At 52.2% G+C, this 20,376-nt stretch carries 21 protein-coding genes; 8 read left to right on the top strand and 13 right to left on the bottom strand.

Going from position 1 to position 20,376, the window contains the following annotated elements:
* Positions 1–208 precede the first annotated feature (208 nt).
* The 4 genes from FD744_RS03520 to FD744_RS03535 are packed head-to-tail and all read left to right on the top strand — an operon-like array spanning position 209 to position 5,250.
* Positions 209–1,792: an FGGY-family carbohydrate kinase gene (locus FD744_RS03520; protein ID WP_202403399.1), complete on the top strand. Its 1,584-nt coding sequence runs from the start codon at positions 209–211 to the stop codon at positions 1,790–1,792.
* A gap of 10 nt (positions 1,793–1,802) precedes the next feature.
* Positions 1,803–3,329: a glycerol-3-phosphate dehydrogenase gene (locus tag FD744_RS03525; RefSeq protein WP_160867332.1), complete on the top strand. Its 1,527-nt coding sequence runs from the start codon at positions 1,803–1,805 to the stop codon at positions 3,327–3,329.
* A 2-nt stretch (positions 3,330–3,331) separates the two neighbouring features.
* Complete coding sequence (locus FD744_RS03530; protein ID WP_160867333.1) at positions 3,332–4,270, top strand: sugar phosphate isomerase/epimerase; 939 nt, start codon at positions 3,332–3,334, stop codon at positions 4,268–4,270.
* 23 nt (positions 4,271–4,293) lie between these two features.
* On the top strand, positions 4,294–5,250 hold the full coding sequence (locus FD744_RS03535; RefSeq protein ID WP_097117121.1) for a sugar-binding transcriptional regulator: 957 nt from the start codon (positions 4,294–4,296) through the stop codon (positions 5,248–5,250).
* On the opposite strand, the gene FD744_RS03540 is transcribed toward FD744_RS03535, so the two are convergent.
* From FD744_RS03540 to FD744_RS03570, 7 genes are all read right to left on the bottom strand, one after another.
* Positions 5,247–5,786, bottom strand: a complete 540-nt coding sequence (locus FD744_RS03540; protein ID WP_160867334.1) for a GNAT family N-acetyltransferase — start codon at positions 5,784–5,786, stop codon at positions 5,247–5,249. The two genes, FD744_RS03535 and FD744_RS03540, sit on opposite strands and share 4 nt — an antisense overlap.
* A gap of 32 nt (positions 5,787–5,818) precedes the next feature.
* Entirely contained in the window at positions 5,819–6,826 is a 1,008-nt protein-coding gene (locus FD744_RS03545) for an ABC transporter permease (RefSeq protein ID WP_160867335.1), read from the bottom strand.
* Positions 6,827–6,837: 11 nt separating this feature from the next.
* Positions 6,838–7,839, bottom strand: a complete 1,002-nt coding sequence (locus FD744_RS03550; protein ID WP_202403400.1) for an ABC transporter permease — start codon at positions 7,837–7,839, stop codon at positions 6,838–6,840.
* Between the two features lie 27 nt (positions 7,840–7,866).
* The gene (locus FD744_RS03555) at positions 7,867–9,348 is read right to left on the bottom strand and encodes a sugar ABC transporter ATP-binding protein (RefSeq protein ID WP_160867337.1); all 1,482 of its coding nucleotides are present in this window, start codon (positions 9,346–9,348) and stop codon (positions 7,867–7,869) included.
* A 103-nt stretch (positions 9,349–9,451) separates the two neighbouring features.
* A complete protein-coding gene (locus tag FD744_RS03560) occupies positions 9,452–10,444 on the bottom strand; it encodes an autoinducer 2 ABC transporter substrate-binding protein (protein WP_237449327.1) in 993 nt (330 codons plus the stop codon).
* A gap of 12 nt (positions 10,445–10,456) precedes the next feature.
* Positions 10,457–10,930, bottom strand: coding sequence for a VOC family protein (locus tag FD744_RS03565; protein ID WP_160867338.1), 474 nt, complete (start codon positions 10,928–10,930; stop codon positions 10,457–10,459).
* A 14-nt stretch (positions 10,931–10,944) separates the two neighbouring features.
* Positions 10,945–11,517: an SIS domain-containing protein gene (locus tag FD744_RS03570; RefSeq protein WP_160867339.1), complete on the bottom strand. Its 573-nt coding sequence runs from the start codon at positions 11,515–11,517 to the stop codon at positions 10,945–10,947.
* A 373-nt stretch (positions 11,518–11,890) separates the two neighbouring features.
* Between FD744_RS03570 and FD744_RS03575 the strand changes: the two genes are divergently transcribed.
* A complete protein-coding gene (locus FD744_RS03575; protein ID WP_160867340.1) occupies positions 11,891–13,006 on the top strand; it encodes a GntR family transcriptional regulator in 1,116 nt (371 codons plus the stop codon).
* 11 nt (positions 13,007–13,017) lie between these two features.
* Here FD744_RS03575 and FD744_RS03580 read toward each other — a convergent pair whose 3' ends face one another.
* The 3 genes from FD744_RS03580 to FD744_RS03590 form a co-directional block, all read right to left on the bottom strand.
* Positions 13,018–13,758, bottom strand: a complete 741-nt coding sequence (locus tag FD744_RS03580; protein ID WP_160867341.1) for a DNA-binding transcriptional regulator YciT — start codon at positions 13,756–13,758, stop codon at positions 13,018–13,020.
* A 42-nt stretch (positions 13,759–13,800) separates the two neighbouring features.
* Entirely contained in the window at positions 13,801–15,063 is a 1,263-nt protein-coding gene (locus FD744_RS03585) for a DUF1479 domain-containing protein (RefSeq protein WP_160867342.1), read from the bottom strand.
* A 236-nt stretch (positions 15,064–15,299) separates the two neighbouring features.
* Positions 15,300–15,977 (bottom strand): LuxR C-terminal-related transcriptional regulator, encoded by a 678-nt coding sequence (locus FD744_RS03590; RefSeq protein ID WP_160867343.1) that lies wholly within the window; start codon positions 15,975–15,977, stop codon positions 15,300–15,302.
* 290 nt (positions 15,978–16,267) lie between these two features.
* On the opposite strand from FD744_RS03590, the gene FD744_RS03595 reads away from it, so the two are divergent.
* Together FD744_RS03595 and FD744_RS03600 are read left to right on the top strand one after the other, a co-directional pair.
* Positions 16,268–17,059: a helix-turn-helix domain-containing protein gene (locus FD744_RS03595; protein WP_237449333.1), complete on the top strand. Its 792-nt coding sequence runs from the start codon at positions 16,268–16,270 to the stop codon at positions 17,057–17,059.
* Positions 17,056–17,535: a hypothetical protein gene (locus FD744_RS03600; protein WP_160867345.1), complete on the top strand. Its 480-nt coding sequence runs from the start codon at positions 17,056–17,058 to the stop codon at positions 17,533–17,535. Before FD744_RS03595 ends, FD744_RS03600 begins: the two co-directional genes overlap by 4 nt.
* Before the next feature lie 19 nt (positions 17,536–17,554).
* Here the strand turns inward: FD744_RS03600 and FD744_RS03605 are convergent, their stop codons facing one another.
* Positions 17,555–17,950 (bottom strand): VOC family protein, encoded by a 396-nt coding sequence (locus FD744_RS03605; RefSeq protein ID WP_038646949.1) that lies wholly within the window; start codon positions 17,948–17,950, stop codon positions 17,555–17,557.
* An 82-nt stretch (positions 17,951–18,032) separates the two neighbouring features.
* Complete coding sequence (locus tag FD744_RS03610) at positions 18,033–18,332, bottom strand: putative quinol monooxygenase (protein WP_038646947.1); 300 nt, start codon at positions 18,330–18,332, stop codon at positions 18,033–18,035.
* 133 nt (positions 18,333–18,465) lie between these two features.
* Here FD744_RS03610 and FD744_RS03615 point away from each other — a divergent pair, with 133 nt between their 5' ends.
* A complete protein-coding gene (locus FD744_RS03615; protein WP_160867346.1) occupies positions 18,466–19,098 on the top strand; it encodes a LysE family translocator in 633 nt (210 codons plus the stop codon).
* A 43-nt stretch (positions 19,099–19,141) separates the two neighbouring features.
* Here the strand turns inward: FD744_RS03615 and ampC are convergent, their stop codons facing one another.
* Positions 19,142–20,260, bottom strand: coding sequence for a class C beta-lactamase (ampC, locus tag FD744_RS03620; protein WP_160867347.1), 1,119 nt, complete (start codon positions 20,258–20,260; stop codon positions 19,142–19,144).
* Between the last annotated feature and the right edge of the window lie 116 nt (positions 20,261–20,376).

Genomic DNA, 20,376 nt, shown 5'->3' on the forward strand with positions numbered 1-20,376 from the left:
GCTAATAAAAGCCCGCCATACAAGCCTTCTTCATGTGACATCTCATTTCATATTGTCGTGTACTACCGCCATTTTCGTGATCAAACTCGCTAACTAAAGTGAAATTTATTCGTTTTATCGAAAAATAATACATGAGATATGTTATCTCCATGAGAAGTGGTGTAAGACATTATTTAGCAAATTCATCACAGGGAGTTAACACGACGTGATGGGTCAACTTTTCTTCCCTTCGGAGGTGTACGTGGGTAACAGCGATATCATTCTGGGTCTGGATTCCGGCACCTCCGTGGTGAAAGCGGTGGCGTTTGATCTGGAAGGCACACAGCTGGCGTGCGCCTCCGTGCGTAACCGCTATTACCGCAGCGAAGGTGGTGCCGCGCAGCAATCCATGTCGCAGACCTGGCAAGATGCCGTGGACGCGATACGGAAACTGGGCGAGCGTGTGGAAAATCTCTCTTCCCGCGTGGTGGCCGTGGCCGTCACCGCACAAGGGGATGGCACCTGGCTGGTGGGCGCCAATAATCAGCCGGTAGAGGATGCCTGGATTTGGCTGGATGCGCGTGCAGCACACACCGTGGATGCTTTAAACCAACACGCGCTTGCGGCCGAGCGATTCAAGGCGACCGGTACCGGGCTGAACACCTGCCAGCAGGGTTCACAGATGGCGCATATGGACCAGCACTTTCCACACTTGCTGGCGAACAGCGAAGTGGCGCTGCACTGCAAAGACTGGCTTTACCTCAATCTGACGGGCGTACGTGCCACCGATCCTTCTGAGGCCAGCTTCACTTTTGGTAACTTCCGCACCCAGCGTTATGACGATACCGTCATCGCAGCGCTGGGACTGGAACATCGACGTCATCTGCTGCCGGATATCATTGATGGCACGCAAATCACCCATCCATTGACCGCTGAGGCCGCAGCCCTCACCGGCCTGCGCGCGGGCACACCGATATCGCTGGGTTATGTGGATATGGCGATGACCGCGCTGGGCGCAGGCGTGCACACCGGCGAAGCCCATACCGCCTGCTCAATTGTCGGCTCTACCGGCGTGCATCTGCGCAGCGTGACCATTGATGAAGTGTGGCTGAATCCGGCGCAAACCGGTTATGTCATCCCGCTGCCGTGGCCGGGCTATGTGACGCAGGTGCAAACCAATATGGCCTCAACGCTTAATCTCGACTGGCTGCTGAACGTGGCGAGTGAATTGCTGAGCGGATTCGGCTGTGAAATCGATCATGCGCGGCTGGTGGCACATATCGACCAGTGGCTCAACAAAGCCGAACCCGGCACCCTGCTGTTCCATCCCTACATCTCAATTGCCGGTGAACGCGGGCCGTTCGTCAACGCCGACGCGCGCGCCAGCTTCACCGGACTTAACTATCAGCACAATTTTGCCGACATGGTGCGCGGCGTGATTGAAGGCATCGGCATGGCCGCGCGTGATTGTTATCAGGCGATGGGCAGTACTTTGCCAGGTGAAATTCGTCTTACCGGCGGCGCGGTGCGTTCCCAGCCGCTACGCCAGATCCTCTCGTCCTGCATTGGCGCACCGGTGCGTATCAGCCAGCGTGATGAAGCCGGTGCAGCGGGCGCCGCGATGATGGCAGCGGTGGCGATTGGCGCCTATCCCTCCATGGCGCAGTGCGTGGAAACCTGGGTGCGCCCGCTGCTGGATGCGCCTGAACCGCCTTCCGCTGAACTGTCGCAGCGCTATAACCAACTGTTTCCCCATTATCAGCAGATCCGCAGCGATCTCCCTGCCGCATGGCATGCACTGAATAAGTTTTAAGGAGTACACCATGAGTGAAAATACGCTGGATCTGTTTGTCATTGGCGGTGGCATTAATGGCGCGGGCATCGCACGTGATGCGGCCGGGCGCGGCTTGTCCGTGATGATGTGTGAAAAAGATGACCTGGCACAGGGTACCTCCTCGCGCTCGGGCAAACTGGTGCACGGCGGGCTGCGCTATCTCGAATATTATGAATTCCGACTGGTACGCGAGGCGCTGATCGAGCGAGAAGTGTTGCTGAATGCCGCACCGCATATCATTTGGCCGATGCGCTTTGTGTTGCCGCATAGCCCGACCGATCGTCCGGCGTGGCTGGTGCGTTTAGGGCTGTTCCTCTATGACAATTTAGGCGGGCGCAAAAAGCTGCCCGGCACGCGATCGCTTGATCTGATGCGCGATCCCGAAGGCGCCCCAATCCTCGATAGCTACAGCAAAGGCTTCGAGTACTCCGATTGCTGGGTCGATGATGCACGCCTGGTCGCACTGAATGCCGTGGATGCTGCGGAACTCGGCGCCACGATTCTGCCGCGTACCCGCTGTGTGTCGGCCAAACGTATCAGCGGCAAGTGGGAAGTCACGATTCAGGATGAGGCCAGCGGTGCACAGCGCACGGTGTTTGCCAAAGTGCTGGTGAATGCGGCCGGCCCGTGGGTATTGGATATCGTAAATCAGGTCACCCAGACCAAAAGCAACCGCAGCGTGCGGCTGGTTAAAGGTTCACACATCATCGTGCCGAAATTCTGGGAAGGCCAGCAGGCGTATCTGGTGCAAAACACCGATAAACGCGTCATTTTCATCAACCCTTATGAAGGCGATAAAGCCCTGATCGGCACCACCGATATTCCATGGCAGGGCAAAGCGGAAGCGGTGACCGCCGATGACAGCGAGCAGCAGTACCTTATCGATGTGGTGAATCGCTACTTCAAAGTAAAACTGCGCGCCAGCGATGTGATTACCCGATTCTCGGGTGTGCGTCCGCTGTTTGACGATGGCAAAGGCAACCCTTCTGCCGTCACGCGTGACTACGTGTTCGATCTCGACGATCAGCAAAACGCCCCGCTGCTGCATGTGTTTGGCGGCAAAATCACCACTTTCCGCAAGCTGGCAGAACACGCTATCCAGAAGCTTGCGCCCTTCTTCCCTGATATGGGTAAAGACTGGACACGCGAGGCCACTTTGCCGGGCGGTGATATGGCAAATGGCGATTTCGAGAGCTTCCTTGAGCAAGTGAAAACCCGTTGGCCATGGTTACCTGCGCCGCTGCGCAAACACTATGCGCGCCTGTATGGCACGCGCATTGAGAAAGTGCTGGGTCACGCCCGTGAGATAAACGATCTGGGCCGCCATTTCGGCGCGCAGTTGTATGAAGCCGAAGTGCGCTACCTGGTAGAAAATGAGTGGGCGCAGCAGGTGGAGGATGTGCTGTGGCGTCGCACTAAGCACAAGTTGCATCTGACCGAAGTTCAGCAGCAGGCCTTTAGTCAATGGTTTGACGCGACCTATGCTGCGGCCGTGCCGCTGCGTAAGGAGGCGTAATCATGCCCTTAACGCTTTCGCTCAATACCAACCCACTGGTGAATCGTTTTGCCGATCCGCAGGATCTGATTCACACCGTGGCACAACAGATCCGTATCCGCGATCTGCAGTTAACCCATGAATTTATCAATCCTGGCTGGCCAGCCGCCACCATCAACCGCATGTCGCGCCAGATGCAGAAGGCGTTGCGGGAAACCGGGGTGCGCGTGACATCGGGTATGACTGGTCCCTATGGCCGCCTCAATCATTTTGGTCATCCGGACGTTGACGTGCGGCGCTACTACGTGGACTGGTTTAAAACCTTCGCCGATATCACCGCAGAACTGGGGGGCGAGGCGGTTGGATCGCAGTTCGCCATTTTCACCCAGCAGGATTTCAACGATGCGGCGCGACGGGAAGCGCTGATCGATATCGCGATTGATTGCTGGGCCGAGGTGGCGGAACATGCGCAATCCGCCGGATTGAAATACCTGTTTTGGGAACCAATGAGCATCGGACGCGAGTTTGGTGAGACCATTCCGGCTTGCCTCGCACTGCAGCAGCGTTTGAGCAGGGAGTCCTTTGCCCTGCCAATGTGGATGATGGCGGATATCGATCACGGCGATGTGACTTCAATCGACCCACGTGATTACGACCCTTACGCGTGGGCTGAAGCGGTGCCGCGCTACTCGCCGATTATTCATATAAAACAAAGCATGATGGACAAAGGCGGCCACAGACCCTTCACATTGCAGTACAATGCGGGCGGCCGTATTCAGCCCCAGCCGCTGCTGGACGCGCTGGCGCGCGGTGGCGCGCAGGATAACGAAATTTGCCTCGAACTGAGTTTTAAAGAGCGTGAACCCACTGACCGCCAGGTGGTGGCGGATATCGCGGAAAGCGTCGCGTTTTGGGCATCGCACATTGATACGGGCGTGCAGGATTTGCATCTGGCTTCCTAAGCCTATTGATCAGGAAATGAAACATGAAACCGGCTCCTACTCCCGCTGAACGCGATGACTCCTTAGCCCTGCGTGCCGCCTGGCTGCACTATGTGGGCGGCCTGACCCAGGCTGAAGTCGCCAAACGTCTGGGATTACCGTCTGTCAAAACCCATCGCATGATTGCCAAAATGGTCGCGGAGGGTGCGGTGAAGGTGTCGATTGATGGCGATATCATGGCGTGCGTGGCGCTGGAAGATCAGCTGCGCGAAAAGCACGGACTGCGTTTTTGCCACGTTGCGCCTGACCTTGGTGAAGAGGGATTGCCAGTGCGAACGCTGGGTATGGCGGGCGCGGATTATCTGCGCAATCTCCTCACGTCGCAGCCTGCGATCACCCTGGGGCTGGGGCACGGCCGCACCCTTTCCGCCGCTATTCACCAACTCTCGCGCATTGACGCCCCGCATATGCGATTCGTTTCGCTGCTGGGCTGTTTGACGCGCAACTATGCGCTCAATCCCCACGATGTTATGCATCGCATTGCCGAAAAGACCGGTGCGCAGGCGTATATGATGCCGGTGCCGTTCTTCGCCAATACTCAGGAAGACCGCGACGTGCTGCTTAAACAGCGTGGCGTCAGCGAAGTGTTTGCCATGGCCGCACAGAGTGAGGTGAAACTGGTGGGGATCGGTACTGTGGAACCGGCCGCGCAATTAGTTGAAGCTGGTATGATTGATGAAGCCGAGATCAACGATATCTCGGCTTCTGGCGCTGTCGGTGAGCTGCTCGGTCATTTCTTTGACGCCAGCGGGCAGATGATTCACAACAGCCTGACAGCGCGTACGCTCTCGGTGGATTTAGAGCTTGCCCACCGCGCCGAGATTGTGGCGCTGGTGGGGGGATTAAGCAAAGTCGACGCGATCCGCGCGGTATTGGCCAGCGGGTTGGTGACGGGATTAATTACCGATGAATTAACGGCACAGGCGTTAATCGCAGGTTAGAGTGGCCTCCATTCGTCCGCGAATAATCCAAATACCCAATCGTCGCGCCACTCACCCGCGAGATGATAGCTTTTCCGCAAGGTGCCCTCCTGCTGGAATCCCACTTTTAATAGTGTCCTGCGTGAGGCTTCATTTCCTGCGGTCACAGTGGCAATCAGCTTGCGAAAGCCCAGTTCATTCAGCGCATAACGCGCAATATCGTGAAGTGATTCCGTACCCAATCCCTTGCCCTGAGCTTCTGCTGCCAGCAAAAAACCGACTTCCGCCACGCCGTCACCGCGATCGATAAATCCGGTGACGCCTAACGGCGCTGATTGCCCCTGTTCCATCATCACCAGACACAGCCAATGGGTGCTGCCTTTCTGCCAATGGGGCAATCTTATCTCGAACCTGTCACGTCGAATCTCTTCTTCAGGCTGCGGATCGGCCACATAGCGCATCACACGCTCATCCTGTTGCAGCGAGAGAAAGAATCGCCAGTCATCGGCCACTAACTGGCGATAGTGCAGTCTTTTAGAGGTGATGTTAGGGAACATTGAATCCTGAATTCGCGATGTTGATGTTTTAATTATTTACCCATACGCAGTTTAATCTGAGAGAACAAGCCCCGGAACACCACAATGGCGATAATTATCGCCCCCCAGGTCGCAGTGATCATAAAGGGATCGAGACGCAGCAGGTTTAATCCGCTGGATATCATCTGCAGGATAATCACCGCCAGGACCACACCCGAAACGCGACCGAATCCGCCAAACGGACTCACTTTACCGAGAAACGCGGCCAGTACCGCCACCAGCAAATAAGAATCCGCATAACTGGCTTTGACCGAGTTGAGTTGTCCCATCATCACCAGCGAGGTCAGCGCTGCGAACGTTGAAGAGAACACATATTGCATCACAGTGATTTTAACCAGATTGACGTTGGCGTACTGCGCCGCCGTCGCGTTTGAACCCATCATATACAGGCTAAAACCAAATCGGGTTTTGTTAAGCACCACTGACGCAATAATGGCTGCCACGACAAACAGGATCAGAGCATTAGGAATACCGAAACTGACGCCATTACCGATGCTCAGCAATGAATCCGGGAAACCTGAGAGGGTATAGCCGCGCGTCAGCACCACATTCAATCCGGCAATTAACGTCATGGTGCCGAGTGTCACCAGAATGTCGGGGATCTTGAGGATCGATATCAGCAAGCCGTTGATCACTCCCACCAGCAGGCAGGCAATCAAACCGAGCAGCACGGCGAGCAATACCAGTTCCCCACTCGCCAGTTTCATGCCCTGTGAGGAGAGGGCTTGCAGCACCAGCGCGATGATAATGCCATTAAGGTTGGCAGTGGAGATGATGGAGAGATTGATTCCGCCGGACAGCATTGAAATCATCATGCCAATCGCCAGCAAACCCACAATCGGCAATTGATAGGCCATCGATATCAGGTTTTGCGTGCGAATAAACTTCTCGCCATTGAGTGCGAACATCAGGATAAATACGGCAATCAGCACCACATACAGCGACAGATTCTCCGCAATGACGGCACTGAGACGCAGACGCCCGGGCGCGTAAGTTTTCATGGCTTTGCTCCTCATTGTTCCACCACCACACGCACCTGCGCCCTTTTCTGCCGCAGAATTTGCAGCGCATTGAGTGACACGCTAAACAGAATCACCAAACCGGTGAAGACGTTGTAGTAGTAAGGCGAGACTTTCAGCAGCGTCAGGCTATTGCTGAGGATGGCGAACAGCAATACACCTAACAGGGTTCCAGCTACGCTGCCGCGCCCACCGGTGACCGATGCACCTCCCAGCACCACGGCGGCAATCACCTGCAACTCAGAACCCACAATGGAATTGGGGATCACCGTCTGCACAATCGACACCTGGATAATGCTGGCAAATCCCGAAATGGCCCCGACAAAGGTATAAATGAACAACGTCGTGCGACGCAGGTTGAAACCTACGCGTTCCGCAGAGAGCGCATTGCCGCCCACCGCGTATATGCTGCGCCCCAGCACGGTGTGTTTGAGGAACAGATGCAGGAATATCGCCAGGGCAAACCACAAACAGGTCACCAGGCTCAAGCCATACCAGGCGCCGTTTGCTGCCTGTAACGGGAAGATTTTGATCTCAGCCAGACTGAGTAGTGAAGGCGGCAAGTCGTAAATCAAATCACCTTGCGTCACGACATAAAGGGTGCCGTAAAAGAGACTGTTGGTGGCAATCGTGACGATAATAGCCGTGATTTTGAAGTAATAGATGATGATGCCGTTCAGCAATCCCATTAAGGCGCCGAGAATCAGTGCGCAGAGTATCGCCAGCCAGATATTGTCGAGCCCGAGTTGCAGGAACCAGAACACCACCACATATTGCGCTACCTGGGCAATGGCGGTAAACGAAACGTCAAACCCACCGGAAATCAGCACCAGTAACACACCCAATGCAAAGATGCCCAGCACGGTCCAGGACTTTAGCAGGTCGGTCAGATTATCAAAGCTAATGAAGTTGGGATTGATACTGGTGATCACAATCGACAGCACGACGATCAGCACCAGCAGCAGGGTCTCACGCGCTTTGAACAGTTTCATCATATCCACGACACTCTCCTTCTGTGGGCGTTATTGCCGCTCCATCTCATGTTGCAGCGCTTCGTTATCGATTTCGTCACTGCGCCAGCTTTTGCCCAGACGACCGCGTTGCATCATGATGATGCGGTCACAATTGGCCAGCAGCTCTGGTAGCTCATCCGAAATAAAAATGATGCCCATGCCTTCCTGCGCTTTCGCTTTCACGGTTTGGTAGATGTAGTTTTTGGCACCCACATCAATGCCCACGGTTGGGCTGTCCAGAATGAAGACCTGAGGTCGCATCGCCAGCCATTTTGCCAGCACCACTTTTTGCTGATTGCCACCGGAAAGCATGCGAATCGGTTGGTCCTGACTGCCGTATTTCACCTGCATACCTTTGAGCAACTCCTCAACCGTATCGCGCATTTTTTGACTATTTAGGAGTCGCATTGGGGTCAGGTAGTGATCCAGGGTACAGATGGCCGCATTTGCCGCGATGCTCTGCTCCATGATGAGCCCTTGTGCCAGGCGATCTTCGGGAACATAGGCGATACCGTGTTTTACCGCAGCATGGATGCTGTTGATGGTGACGGGTTGACCATGCAAATAAATTTCGCCGCTTTGTGCCGGCTCCACGCCAAACAGCGCCATGGCCAGTTCAGTGCGTCCGGCCCCCAGTAAACCGGCAATGCCTAACACTTCACCTTTGCGTAATTCAAAACTGACGTCCTGAAAGCTGTTGCGTTTGCTGAGATGGCGCACACTGAGTAGCACCTCATCAGTCGCACTCGATGCCCGCGTTTCAAAAGTCAGGGCATAGCCCAGCATCAGATTTTCAATATCCCCGCTGGTGAGTTTTTCCGTGGGCTGGCAGTCAATCACTTTGCCATCGCGCATCACCGTGACGCGATCGCAGATCTCCAGTAATTCATTCAGCTTGTGGCTGATAAAAATGAAGGCGATGCCTTGTTGTTTTAACTGGCGCAAAATGGCAAAGAGGTTATTGATCTCACTGCGTGTCAGCGCGGTTGTAGGTTCATCGAGAATGATCAGTTTTGATTGATTAACCAGCGCACGTGCAATCGCCACCAACTGTTGTTTGGCAATCGGCAGTTCGTCAACCGTCGCGTCCAAATCGAGATGAATCCCCAATTGAGCGATGATATTGACGACGTTATCTTTGTAAGCGCTGCTGCGCACCAGTGCTTTACGGTCATTCAGCATCTGGCTGATATAGATGTTTTCTAACACGCTGAGATTAGGGAACAGCGACAGATCCTGGTAGATGATGCCAATGCCCTGCTTAACCGCATCCATTGCGGTGAAACGCTGGATGGACTGATTTTTGATGCTCAGGCTGCCGCGATCGCGTGATTCAACGCCGGCAATGATTTTCATTAAGGTGGATTTGCCGCAGCCGTTTTCACCCACCAGACCGTGCACTTCTCCTTCATTGATATCAAAACTGACATCGTTGAGTGCGGTCACGCCGCCAAATTTTTTCGTGACGTTCGCCACAGATAAAAACTGCATACGACCTCCGCACACTCTGCGGTGAAAGAGACGGGCATCATCGATGACGCCACACCAATAAACCGTTCAGGCTTAGGGGGCGACACAGATGCCGCCCTCATTATTAAAAATCGTACTTGCTGTAATTGTCTTTGGTGACCGTCAGTGGCTTATCAAAGATGATGTTTTGACCATTGATAGTCGGCACGCCAAGCGTAGGGATTTCCAGACCTTGTTTGATCTGATCCCGCTTGCCATCCAGCACCATTTTGGCAATGTAGGCCATGGCGTAGGAGGCCTCACCCGGGCTCCAGAGAATCGATTCGGTCAAGGACCCGTCCTTGAGAAAGGTGGCACTCTCTTTCGGGGACGTCGTTCCAATCACGGTCAGTTTCCCCACCAGGCCTTTTTCACGCAGCGCCTGTGCGGCACCCGGCCCACCCTGACTGCCGAATGCCAGCACACCTTTCAAATCGGGATAAGTTGACAGTAACTCCAATGTTTTCTGACGTGAGGCGTTACGATCTTCGCTCACCGGGAAGCGATCGGAGACCAGTTTCATATCGGGATACTTTTCTTTCATCTCTTTGATCGCGGCATCCGCCCAGGTGTTGTGCGCAGGTACGGTCAATGAACCCACATAAATAGCGAACTCCCCTTTGCCACCCGCATGTTTGGCAAACTCATCCATCATGTAGCGACCAAATTTTTCGTTTTCGATCATCTCAACGTCATAGTCAGCGCCGGGTTGGTTCACTGATTCGTGGGTAATGACGACAATCTTTTGGCTTCGCGCACGGTTGAAGACGGGCTCCACCGAGCTGGCATTATTTGGCACCACCAACAATGCATTAGCGCCCTGGGTGATGCTGTCTTCAATAATGCGCACCTGCTGCGCTTCATCAGCGGAGGCAGGCGCCTGCTGATAGGCATCGATTTTGAAGTCTTTGGCCGCTTTTTTCAGGCCGGTCTCATAATCGTTGAACCACGCAGAACGCAGCTTGGGAATACCGACCATGGTGTATTCATCTGCCGCCTGAGCGGGCAGCGATGTGCAAATTGAGGTTACGCCCAGCAGCAGTGCCAGCGTGAGTGCATTACGCGTTTTCATCATCATGTGTGTCCTTTATCAGGCGGGATAGCGCCGTTCAGGTTCAGGAATGGAGCCAGCGTTACCGATTTCGATCACGGCACCCTGAAAACGCTCCTCAGTATCGAGGTAGTAGAAAACGTCATCACCAATATTGCCGCTCTGCACCACGTCATATCCGCGTGCTTTGTAGGTTTCAAGCGCCTTTTCACAATCCGCAAAGTAGAGTTTGAGGTGATGCAAGCCGTATCCGTGCTTTTCGATGTACTCGTCATAGATGCTGTAGCCAGAGACCGGCTGCATCAATTCCATCTGTATGCCATTGATCCAGCACACGGCAATTTTGTAGATATGCTCTGCCGGCTGGCCACGGTAAATCGACTGATTTACGTTATGGGGACCATAGGTATAGACATCCCACGGGCCCATGTTGAAGGCTTCCCAGTAGTGCTGCATTGCCGCATCAAGATCTTCCACCAGATGAGCAATCTGAATGATGTCACCGTCTTTCATCGCATGCGCTCCGCTCAGGCAAACTTATGAGGCAACCCTTCAAGGTTGGTGTGGCTGGCTTTCATCGCATCCATCTGGATACCGCACTGCTCGATCAGCATCATGGTGACGATATCGGTGAAGAGGAATAGCGACTGTTCCAGCAAGGTAGACATGGGCTGAATGGAAGGGATTTCCTGTTCGCCGCCGAATATCTGGCCAGGGACACGCACCGCCAAATCCGCATATTGACCATGTTCATTTTCAGGGTGTGCGGTGAGCAACACGATGCGGGCACCGGCTTCTTTCGCCAGTTTGATAATGTTCAGTTCAACATTGGTGACGGCACAATGCACGATGAGCAAATCACCTTTGCCAAGATAGGGCGACGTGGTGTCATACACGACATAACTGTCAAATCCCATGTGCTTAAGGCGCATGGCGAAGCCACGCACTGACAGTTGCATGCGCCCCATAGCATAAAGCTGGATGGTTTTTGCCTGGCGAATTTCTGTGATGAGCTGGTCAATCTGGTGCGGATCAACGGCCAGCAGTGTGTCGCGGTTTTCATTAATGACCTTCTCTACCAATGCTGCGTATTGAGACATGTGTCATTCCTCAGTTGGCCCTAAAAGGCACAGATGTAGGGTTTTATGTTTACAAATTTGTAAAATTAAATGCCTGACAACTGATGACAACCTTACGCAACATTTTTACTTTTTCTTTTGGAATTGATCACAAATCAAACACAAATAGATTACATATCGAGCAGTAAAGGCGATTTAGCGGAGTCGATCACAAGTTTACGTGCAGTTTGTGCGCTATTTTTCATTTCGAGGTCGTTCGGTTTTTAAAAAATCGAATTCACTATCACTTTTTATAATTTACAAATTTGCACGTTTTTCAGTTGGTTGATTTTACTTATTAACTCCCTTAATGTGTTCCATCGCTGAAACTGTTGATCAACGGGCAAACCGCACTATGGCGAAATCAGGCAAGTTGGATCGCGTGTATCTTGAATTAACTCAACGTATTCATCGTGGCGATTATGCCAGCGGTGAACGTTTGCCGACTGAAGTGATGCTGTGTGCTGAACTGGATGTTTCACGCCCCACGCTGTCTCGCGCATTGTCACGCTTACGTGAACAGGGACTGATTAGCAGTACTCAGGGTTCAGGCCATTACATTACCTATGCTGAACCCAGCCAGATGACACACCTGCCGCCTGCGATGGCTTTGGGTATTCTTTCCCCGCGCATGGAAGCCAACGAAAGTGGATTTCTGTTTGAGCAGATCTTTAAATCCATTGCCGCCCTGTCTCAGCCCTTTAACTTTGATCTGGTGTGGAACGGTGTCATGACGCTGGGCACGGGAGCTTCGCGGCAGGCCATCATCAGCAAGATTGAGGGTGTGATTGAGCGCTACCAGCGTAGCGGTGTGAAAGGCGTGTTCTTTATTCCCATTGAATTTCATCCCTTCGCTACTGAAATCAATCAACTGATTCTGAGTAAATTGGAACGCGACGGCATGAGTGTGGTGCTGTTGGACAGTGATGTGGTGCGGTGGCCCGCGCGCAGCCGGTGGGATTTAATTGGCATCGATAACGTCGCAGCGGGAGCCGTGATGACACGGCATTTACTGGCCGAGCGCCCGCGTCGCATCGATTTCCTCTGTGAACGTTTCTCAGCAAATACGGTTTACATGCGAATGCTTGGCTATCAACTGGCGTTGCAGGAAGCCGGCATTTCTCCCCTGCCGGAATGGCAGCATGAAGGCGAACTGAATCACGCTGATTTTATCCACCAGTTGCTGGCCAGTGGCGCGCGTGATGTGGTGTGTGCCAATGACTTTACCGCGATGAAGTTGCTATCCCTCTGCAGTCAGCAGGGAGTCAAAATCAACGTAGTGGGTTTTGATGACAATGAATATTCCGCGTTGCTGGGTATCCCGTTAACCACCTGGAAACAACCCTTCAATGCTATTGGACATAACGCGGTGGTGGCGATGATGCACCGTCTGGATAATCCTGAGGCCAGCCCGCTCCACCTTATCGCGCAGGGAGAACTGATCGTACGCGCTTCCTGTCACACCGGTTAGCCTCCTTCTCGCTAAATCAGCGTCATCTCCATTGGCTGCTGGCGCAATATTTCCTGATACACCGGCGACAGTTGGTTATCCGTAATCACCTGCTTAAAGGGCACGGTCGGTGCCAGAGCGAAGGGATGTATCTGACCAAATTTCGATGAATCGGTGAGTGCCACCGTGTGCGTCTGCTTTTCCATGATGGCGTTAACCACGTCGCAGCGCAGCATATCACGACCGGTAAAGCCGGTGACGGCATCCCAGCCATCAATACCGATAAAGGCTTTATGGAAGTTGAGGTGCTGGATGCACAATCGCGTCAGCGGCCCGACTACCGACTCACTGCTCTTCTGGAATAGCCCGCCAAGAATGATCACATCACCGCCCTGTTCTCGCAGTAATCCCGCGATGTAATGGCTGACGGTGATAATCGTGATATCACCGCGTTCGCTCAATTCGCGTGCCAGCAACGCGTTGGTGCTGCCGCCTTCAATAAACACCGTTTCACCTGCGTTAACCAGCGAGGCGGCGTACTCCGCCAGACGTTTTTTGACAGCAAAACGCGTTTGCATGCGTGCGCCGACATCATCGCTTTCTGGCGCCACGGCTGACCCGTGCACGCGGCGCAGAAAGCCCCCCTTTTCCAGAATATTCAGATCCTGACGCACCGTCACCTCGGAAACGCCGGTGGTTTGCGCCAGTTCACTGACGCTGACGCTGCCGCGTTCGCTGACCAGTTGGATAATGTGCTGATGACGTGCGTTCATAGTGCCTGCTTCAGTTAGAATTTTATCCAGCTTACCAGAAACTTAATCTAAGCCGAGACTGCGACGACCGTTGCTGTTTAACGCGTCCAAAGTAAAACGGTCGCGCCAGCTGGCTTCATAGTCCTCTTTCGGGAAATCACCCGGTGAGGCACCGGTTGCCAGCGCCTCAGCAACCTGAGTGGCGTAAGCGGCATTCTTCTCGCACAGGGGGGCAGCCGGAATATACATCACATTGCCCCAACCTTGCTGATCCTCAACCGGTGCAACCGAATGGATGACATCACAGTGCCACCAGACAGAATCACCCGCTTCCATTGCAGGAATGGAACACAGTCCCTTGATGAGTTCCGGATGCCACTGCTCTGAGATGGGCAGTACTTTGCCCGGCGCAACGCCGCAGAGTTCATCCTCTGGCACATCTTTCAGCAGCGGACGCAGCAACAGATACGCCATCGCTTCCGGAACCGGCACCACATGCAACAAGCCCTGACCCAATTGCATGTCTGACAGCGCAGTCCACCCCTGGAAAGTGCGGAAGACTGAACATTTGGTGGTGGTGCCAGCCTGATATTCATTCACTTCTGTGCGATGTGCCGCATCCCAGGGATCATATTGATCAAATTGGTTATTAAAAATTTTGCTGAACACCTGTTGGTAAGCTGGCAGTAACCAGCGTTCCAGCGCCCCGGAATCCGTGTGCGCGCCCAGCCCTTTTGATGTCGTGCCCGGTAAACGACGGCGAATACGATCCGGATAGATAATGCTGACATCAGGGTCAAACCAGCGCGTTCCGTTGGATTCGAAGGTCCACAGGCGATTCAGGAAGGATTGGGTTTGTGCCATGGCGTCGCTCTGACGCGCCGACATCTGTGCTTCGCTCCAGTAGATCGGATAGATTTCAGGGCGTGAGGCATCGAGGCTGCCAAAGAAGTTGTCACCCGGCCCTTTATAGACTTCATCGAAATCATTTTTATCAAGGTATTCCAGCATCGACGCATCCCAGCCCAACGCCTGCTCGCGCGTAAAGGTCTGTTTCACCACCACACAGCCGCGACGACGAATGCGATCCTTCACTTCATCGGAAATGCGCCCTGCGGCGATGTCATCCCAACGTACCTGTGGCCATGCCGTGCCGTTTCGCGCTTCTTCCTCACGAGCTACAGCAATTTCGCTGAGGATTTTACTTCTGACCTGCTCAAACAGGCCCTCAACATCGCCGATTTGCGCTCTGAGCACCTGTTTCATCAAGCGGATATGCTGCTTTGCATCTTCAGGTTGTTGTAAAGAGGTAAAGGATGTATTCATTTTGTCGCTCCGATTGTTTCGAATGAAACTTAAGTTAGCTTCATTCATAACAATCTGTCGGCATTTCACCTAACTTCAGCGCAAGATTTTAAGAAACCCATCACAAAAAAATTAAGAATAACGTCTAACCGAAGGTGCACCGGAGTGGCTCTCCGGTGCCGGGAAATGAGGAAAAATGTCGGGAAATCAAGAGGAAAAAGACGGTGGTAGGTGGGAAGGAAATGGCCTGGCAGGTACTATTCCAGCCAGGCGTGATACCGCTGATGGAGTTCAGCCAGATTTTTTACATTGAGTTTGCGCATTGCAGACTGTTTTTGGCTGCTAATGGTTTTAATACTTTTGTCTTTGGCAACAGCAATATCCGTTACGGTACGGCCGCGATAGATGGAGCGGATGGTTGTTTTTTCCGTGGTACTGAGTGAAAGCATCGCTTCTTCATACATTCTTGATGAGAATACCTGTCGTAGAGATGAACCCTTTTGCGGTGCAGTGGGTTTGACTTCAAATCCCCAGACTCGATGTTCAAGTACTGCCGTCACCGCATCTTCAACCTCGCGCTGATTGCTTTTCCTGTTTAATATGGCTTGCACACCTGATTTTTTATATTTTTGTAATAGCCTGATATCCGATGCGCGGGTTAAAATTATCACTGATGCTGTGGGCAAGTAAGATTTTATCAGCATAGAAATAACATCTGCATTGCCAACCTCAGTATCGATAATAATCAGATCCAAATCTCTATCAATGATGTTGATCTGTTCATCATGGGTTTGGATGGGATGGTGAGTCACCGTCACAGCATTTAATGTTGTCAACATGGCGCGAATACCATAATAGGTGATCGCGCTGGGTGTCATAATAGCGATATTTTTATTTTTGATTTTGCTTGTCGTTATTTTAATGACGCTATGCATTGTTGATGTTCCTCAATTGTGATCACGCCAATATGCAATTATTACAGATTCATCTGAACGATATTAGCCGATGCTATGCGATTAATCCGATGCGGATATTATTGGCTAGATTGAAGGCTTTCAACATACTGGCGTAAATGTCACTTAAAAGTCACCAGCATGGAGATAACTCACATATTAATCATATAGATAACCCTGTGACAAAGCTGTTACCTACCTGATTGTCATCATCAGCATGCCCTTTTGTCAGACCGTGTTATAATCAGCCGCATGAAAAGTGTGCGTTGAAGATGCGCCGTGGGGATCAGGCAGAAGTGACCATTATTTTTTTTACCGATACCGGTCTGATCAGGCTGGAAGATAAAGAGATTATTCTTAGCAGGCAAAGTAAAATATGCCTGACGTACCTGTGTGAGCATGAAGGTAATATCGTTTCCAAAGAAGCATTACATGACGCTTGCTGGAGAAACCATGGTGCTGTGGTCTCCGATAATACCGTACGACAAACCCTTTTTCGCATCCGGAAATCACTCGCCTCACTCGAAGTAGAAGGCGAAATTCTTGAAACACTGGGATACATGGGATATCGCTTAAAACCCGGTTGCATCACTCTGGTTTCAGACTCACAAAATTATTCGTTACCGGAACGCCAGGATGGTTTGAATCAAAAGCAAGAAACATCAGCGATCTCTGTTTCTGATACATCGAAATCAGCGCTTAAGAATAAACCAACAAAGATAAAATTCAGGGTACTTACGCTGCTGCTTTGCTGCCTGTTTTTTATCGTGGGCGCTCTGATTCGTGGCCAACAACTTATCCACCCATTGCGGTATGGCGAACCACTTCTGCTTGATGGACACAGCTTTCTGTTTTCGCAATACGTGGAAAATGACAAACATGACGCGGCAAGACGCGTGAGTTACTGGCTTAACAAAATGCAGGTTTCCATTACGCCGCACAGCAAAATCTACATTAATGCCGATCGTGGCAACGCGATTAATTTCTTTGTGTGCAAAGGCGAAATTGCACTGGCGACAACCTCTTGCCAGACATTTGCGGTTATCGGGAGAAACCATCCATGAGAATGGCTGTTTCCGCGGCATGTTGCCTGTTGGCATTGTTGCTGGGTTGGTTTTCGCTGCCCTATTTTTTACGGCCATTTTCTGGCGATTGCCGGGCCGAGACCTATATCATCTATGATGAACCTGACCGGACCGTAGTAAGTCATGGCTACTGGGATATTTTGAGCGGCAGTCGTGAAGGTCATTTAAATGCTTATCTGGCATTTATGTCGCCGCAGGGGCTTGAAAGCAGGATTAATGTTGATCGCACCGTGAATCTTGATTATGACTACCATCCTGATTCCGTAACGGTTTCCACTCGCAAATCTTTTCGTATTGCGGGTCCTGATACGCAGGATCCCGCTATCGGGAAATATATTGATCCGCTGGCGGACGAGAATTTCACCGCCCGCATCTACCTGTTTAAAGTGGGAAACCAGCTCATTTCAGGCTTCCATTATCGGCCGCTTAACCGGTGTATGAAACCTGGATTTTGAAGCGAGTCAGACCGGTCGATCATTTGTTCTGGTAAAGATCCCAACGGTTGCCGTACAAATCCTCGAAAACCACAACCGTGCCATACTCTTCTTCGCGGGGTTCTTCACAGAAAGTGACGCCATTGGCTTTCATTTGCTGGTAATCACGCCAGAAGTCGTCCGTCTGTAAAAACAGGAACACCCGGCCGCCGCATTGATTACCGATAAACCCTTGCTGGCGCTCATTCGATGCCTGCGCCAGCAGCAAGTTACAATCGCTCTGCGGATTGGGATTGACCACCACCCAGCGCTTGCCCGGCTGTGGGGTATCTTCGATTAAATGAAATCCCAGTTTTTGCGTATAGTATTCAATCGCGCGGTCATAATCATCGACCACAATAGCGACGTAACCCATGCAACGCTTTTGTGTTCTCATTTTGGTTTCCTTTATATTCTGACGCGAAATCTCATCTCGATATCAACAAATAAAAAGCAGACCGAAGTCTGCTTATTCCTTATCACGCATTGCCACCCGCGACTTTGCGTAATGCCACCACTTCCGCGTGTTCTAACAGCGGTTCAAGATCCGCGAACAATTTAACGATATGCGGGGCATTCAGGTGCTTATCCAATAATTCCTGGCTCGCCCACTCTTCGGTCCAGACAAAGCGGCGCGGATTTTTGCTATCAATGTTTAGCTGATAGGTAATACACCCTTCTTCGCGTAGCGTCTCTTCAATCACACCACGAAATAATTGCTCAGCTTTATCTTCGCAACCTGGTTTTGCCGTTAGCAATGCCACAACAGGAACAGTCATTTTTATCTCCCTCTTAAATACAATAAGCCAAGCCAAACTAACGCAGCTTATTCCTGTTGTCAGTCTGAAAACGTGCGTTGCCTGATATGCCTGGTTCGCGCCATAATCGCGAAAATAACGCAAGGAGTGTTGCATGCCAGAACTGTCGAGTTGGTTAGCCTTTGCATTGGTGGCGTTGGGATTGGTGCTTACGCCCGGCCCCAATATGATCTACCTGGTTTCGCGTTCGCTGTGTCAGGGCAAGCGGGCGGGTTATATTTCCCTCAGCGGCGTGGCGTTAGGTTTTGTGTTTTATATGCTGTGTGCGGCGCTGGGTATCACCGCATGGTTGCTTGCCGTTCCATGGGCCTATGATGCGCTGCGTTTCAGTGGCGCACTCTATTTGCTGTATCTTGCGTGGCAGGCACTCAAGCCTGGCGGCCGCTCGCCATTTGCCGTGCGCGATCTCCCTGCCGACAACCCGCGTAAATTGTTCACCATGGGTTTCCTCACCAACCTCGCGAACCCAAAAATCGCCATGATGTTTCTGTCGCTATTACCGCAGTTTATTAGCCCGTATCACGGTAGTGTGCTGATGCAGTCGCTGATATTGGGCGTCACCCAAATTGTGATTAGCCTGACGGTCAATGCGATTTTCATTACTACCGCTGGCCAGGTGTCGACATTTTTACTGACGCGCCCCAGCTGGCAGCGTTTGCAGCGCTGGCTGATGGGCACGGTGCTGGCGGGCATGGCCGTCAAACTCGCATTGGATGCACGAAAGTAAGTTGCGGTTTAATTGGGCGCGTCGGGGCGCGCCCAACAATCCGTTAGTGAGCCAACGTCTGAATGATTTTGTCCGCCGCGATGACGCGATCGTCATTCGGGAACCATTTATTCGCCAGCATAATCACCGCAATCTTCTGTGACGGAATAAACACCGCGTAGGTTGAGAAACCATTGGTCGAACCGGTTTTGTTATACCACGCCTGTTGTGGCGCAGCCTGCGGTGGCGTGATCAACGTGGCCGACATCCCTTTCATGATGCGCTGACCGCTGTTGCCTTCCACCAACTGCTTTGATGAGACAGGCAACGGATAGTATTCCCACATCATCGCCTGCGTAAACGCCTCGGTTTTGTAGTAGCCCTGATGCGTGGTGGCGATCGCCTGCTGCCACTCCGTCGCGACCTTCTGTTCATCCAGTTGAATAGCCAGCCAGCGAATCAGATCAGCGGATGTCGATTTCAACCCATACGACTCAGCATCCAACGGGCCTGGCGTCACACGTACCGGCTTGTCTTGTTTATTGTAACCTTGCGCATATTGGCCCATCTCTGACTGAGGCACCTGAATATAAGTGTGCTTCATGCCCATCGCGGGTAACAGTTGCTGCTCCATCGCGCTGATAAACGGCTGATGCAAGCTTTTGGCGGCAATCATGCCGAGCATACCAATCCCCAGATTGGAGTAGACACGCTGAGTGCCCGGCTGAGCCGGCGGTTGCCAGTTTTTGTACCAGTTCATCAACTGCTGCTGATTGGTGACATCGTCCGGCACAAACAGCGGCGTGCCCGTGGTGTGAGTAGCAAGGTTTAGCAGTGACACCTGATCAAACGCACTGCCCTTCAGTTCGGGCAACCATGTACTGGCTTTGTCACTAAACTGCAGTTTTTTCTGCTGAGCCGCATAGCTCGCTAAGGTAGCGGTAAACGTTTTGCTGAGTGACCCGATTTCAAACAAGGTCTGCGCAGTGATCGGCTGTTGAGTCTCTTTGGATGCCACACCGTAGTTGTAAAACTCGGTTTTGCCATCGTGCAGAATAGCCACCGCCATGCCAGGGATTTGATATTGCTGCATCAACGGTTTGATGATGGCGTCAGGTGAAGAGGTTTGTGCGAGGACGCTGGTGCTTGCCAGCAGCGCTAGCGCAGTAAGAGATAAGCGCATGAAAATTCCTTTTATTTCAGTTAAGCCACAATTTCAGCGCGTGATTATAAAATTCCGTCACGGTTTCACCTAACCAAATGTTCTGCTATCCGCAGGAAAGTGAAGGCGATCACAAG

Origin of the sequence: Pantoea sp. Taur (genome assembly GCF_009830025.1) — a bacterium.
Lineage (GTDB): Bacteria > Pseudomonadota > Gammaproteobacteria > Enterobacterales > Enterobacteriaceae > Pantoea > Pantoea communis.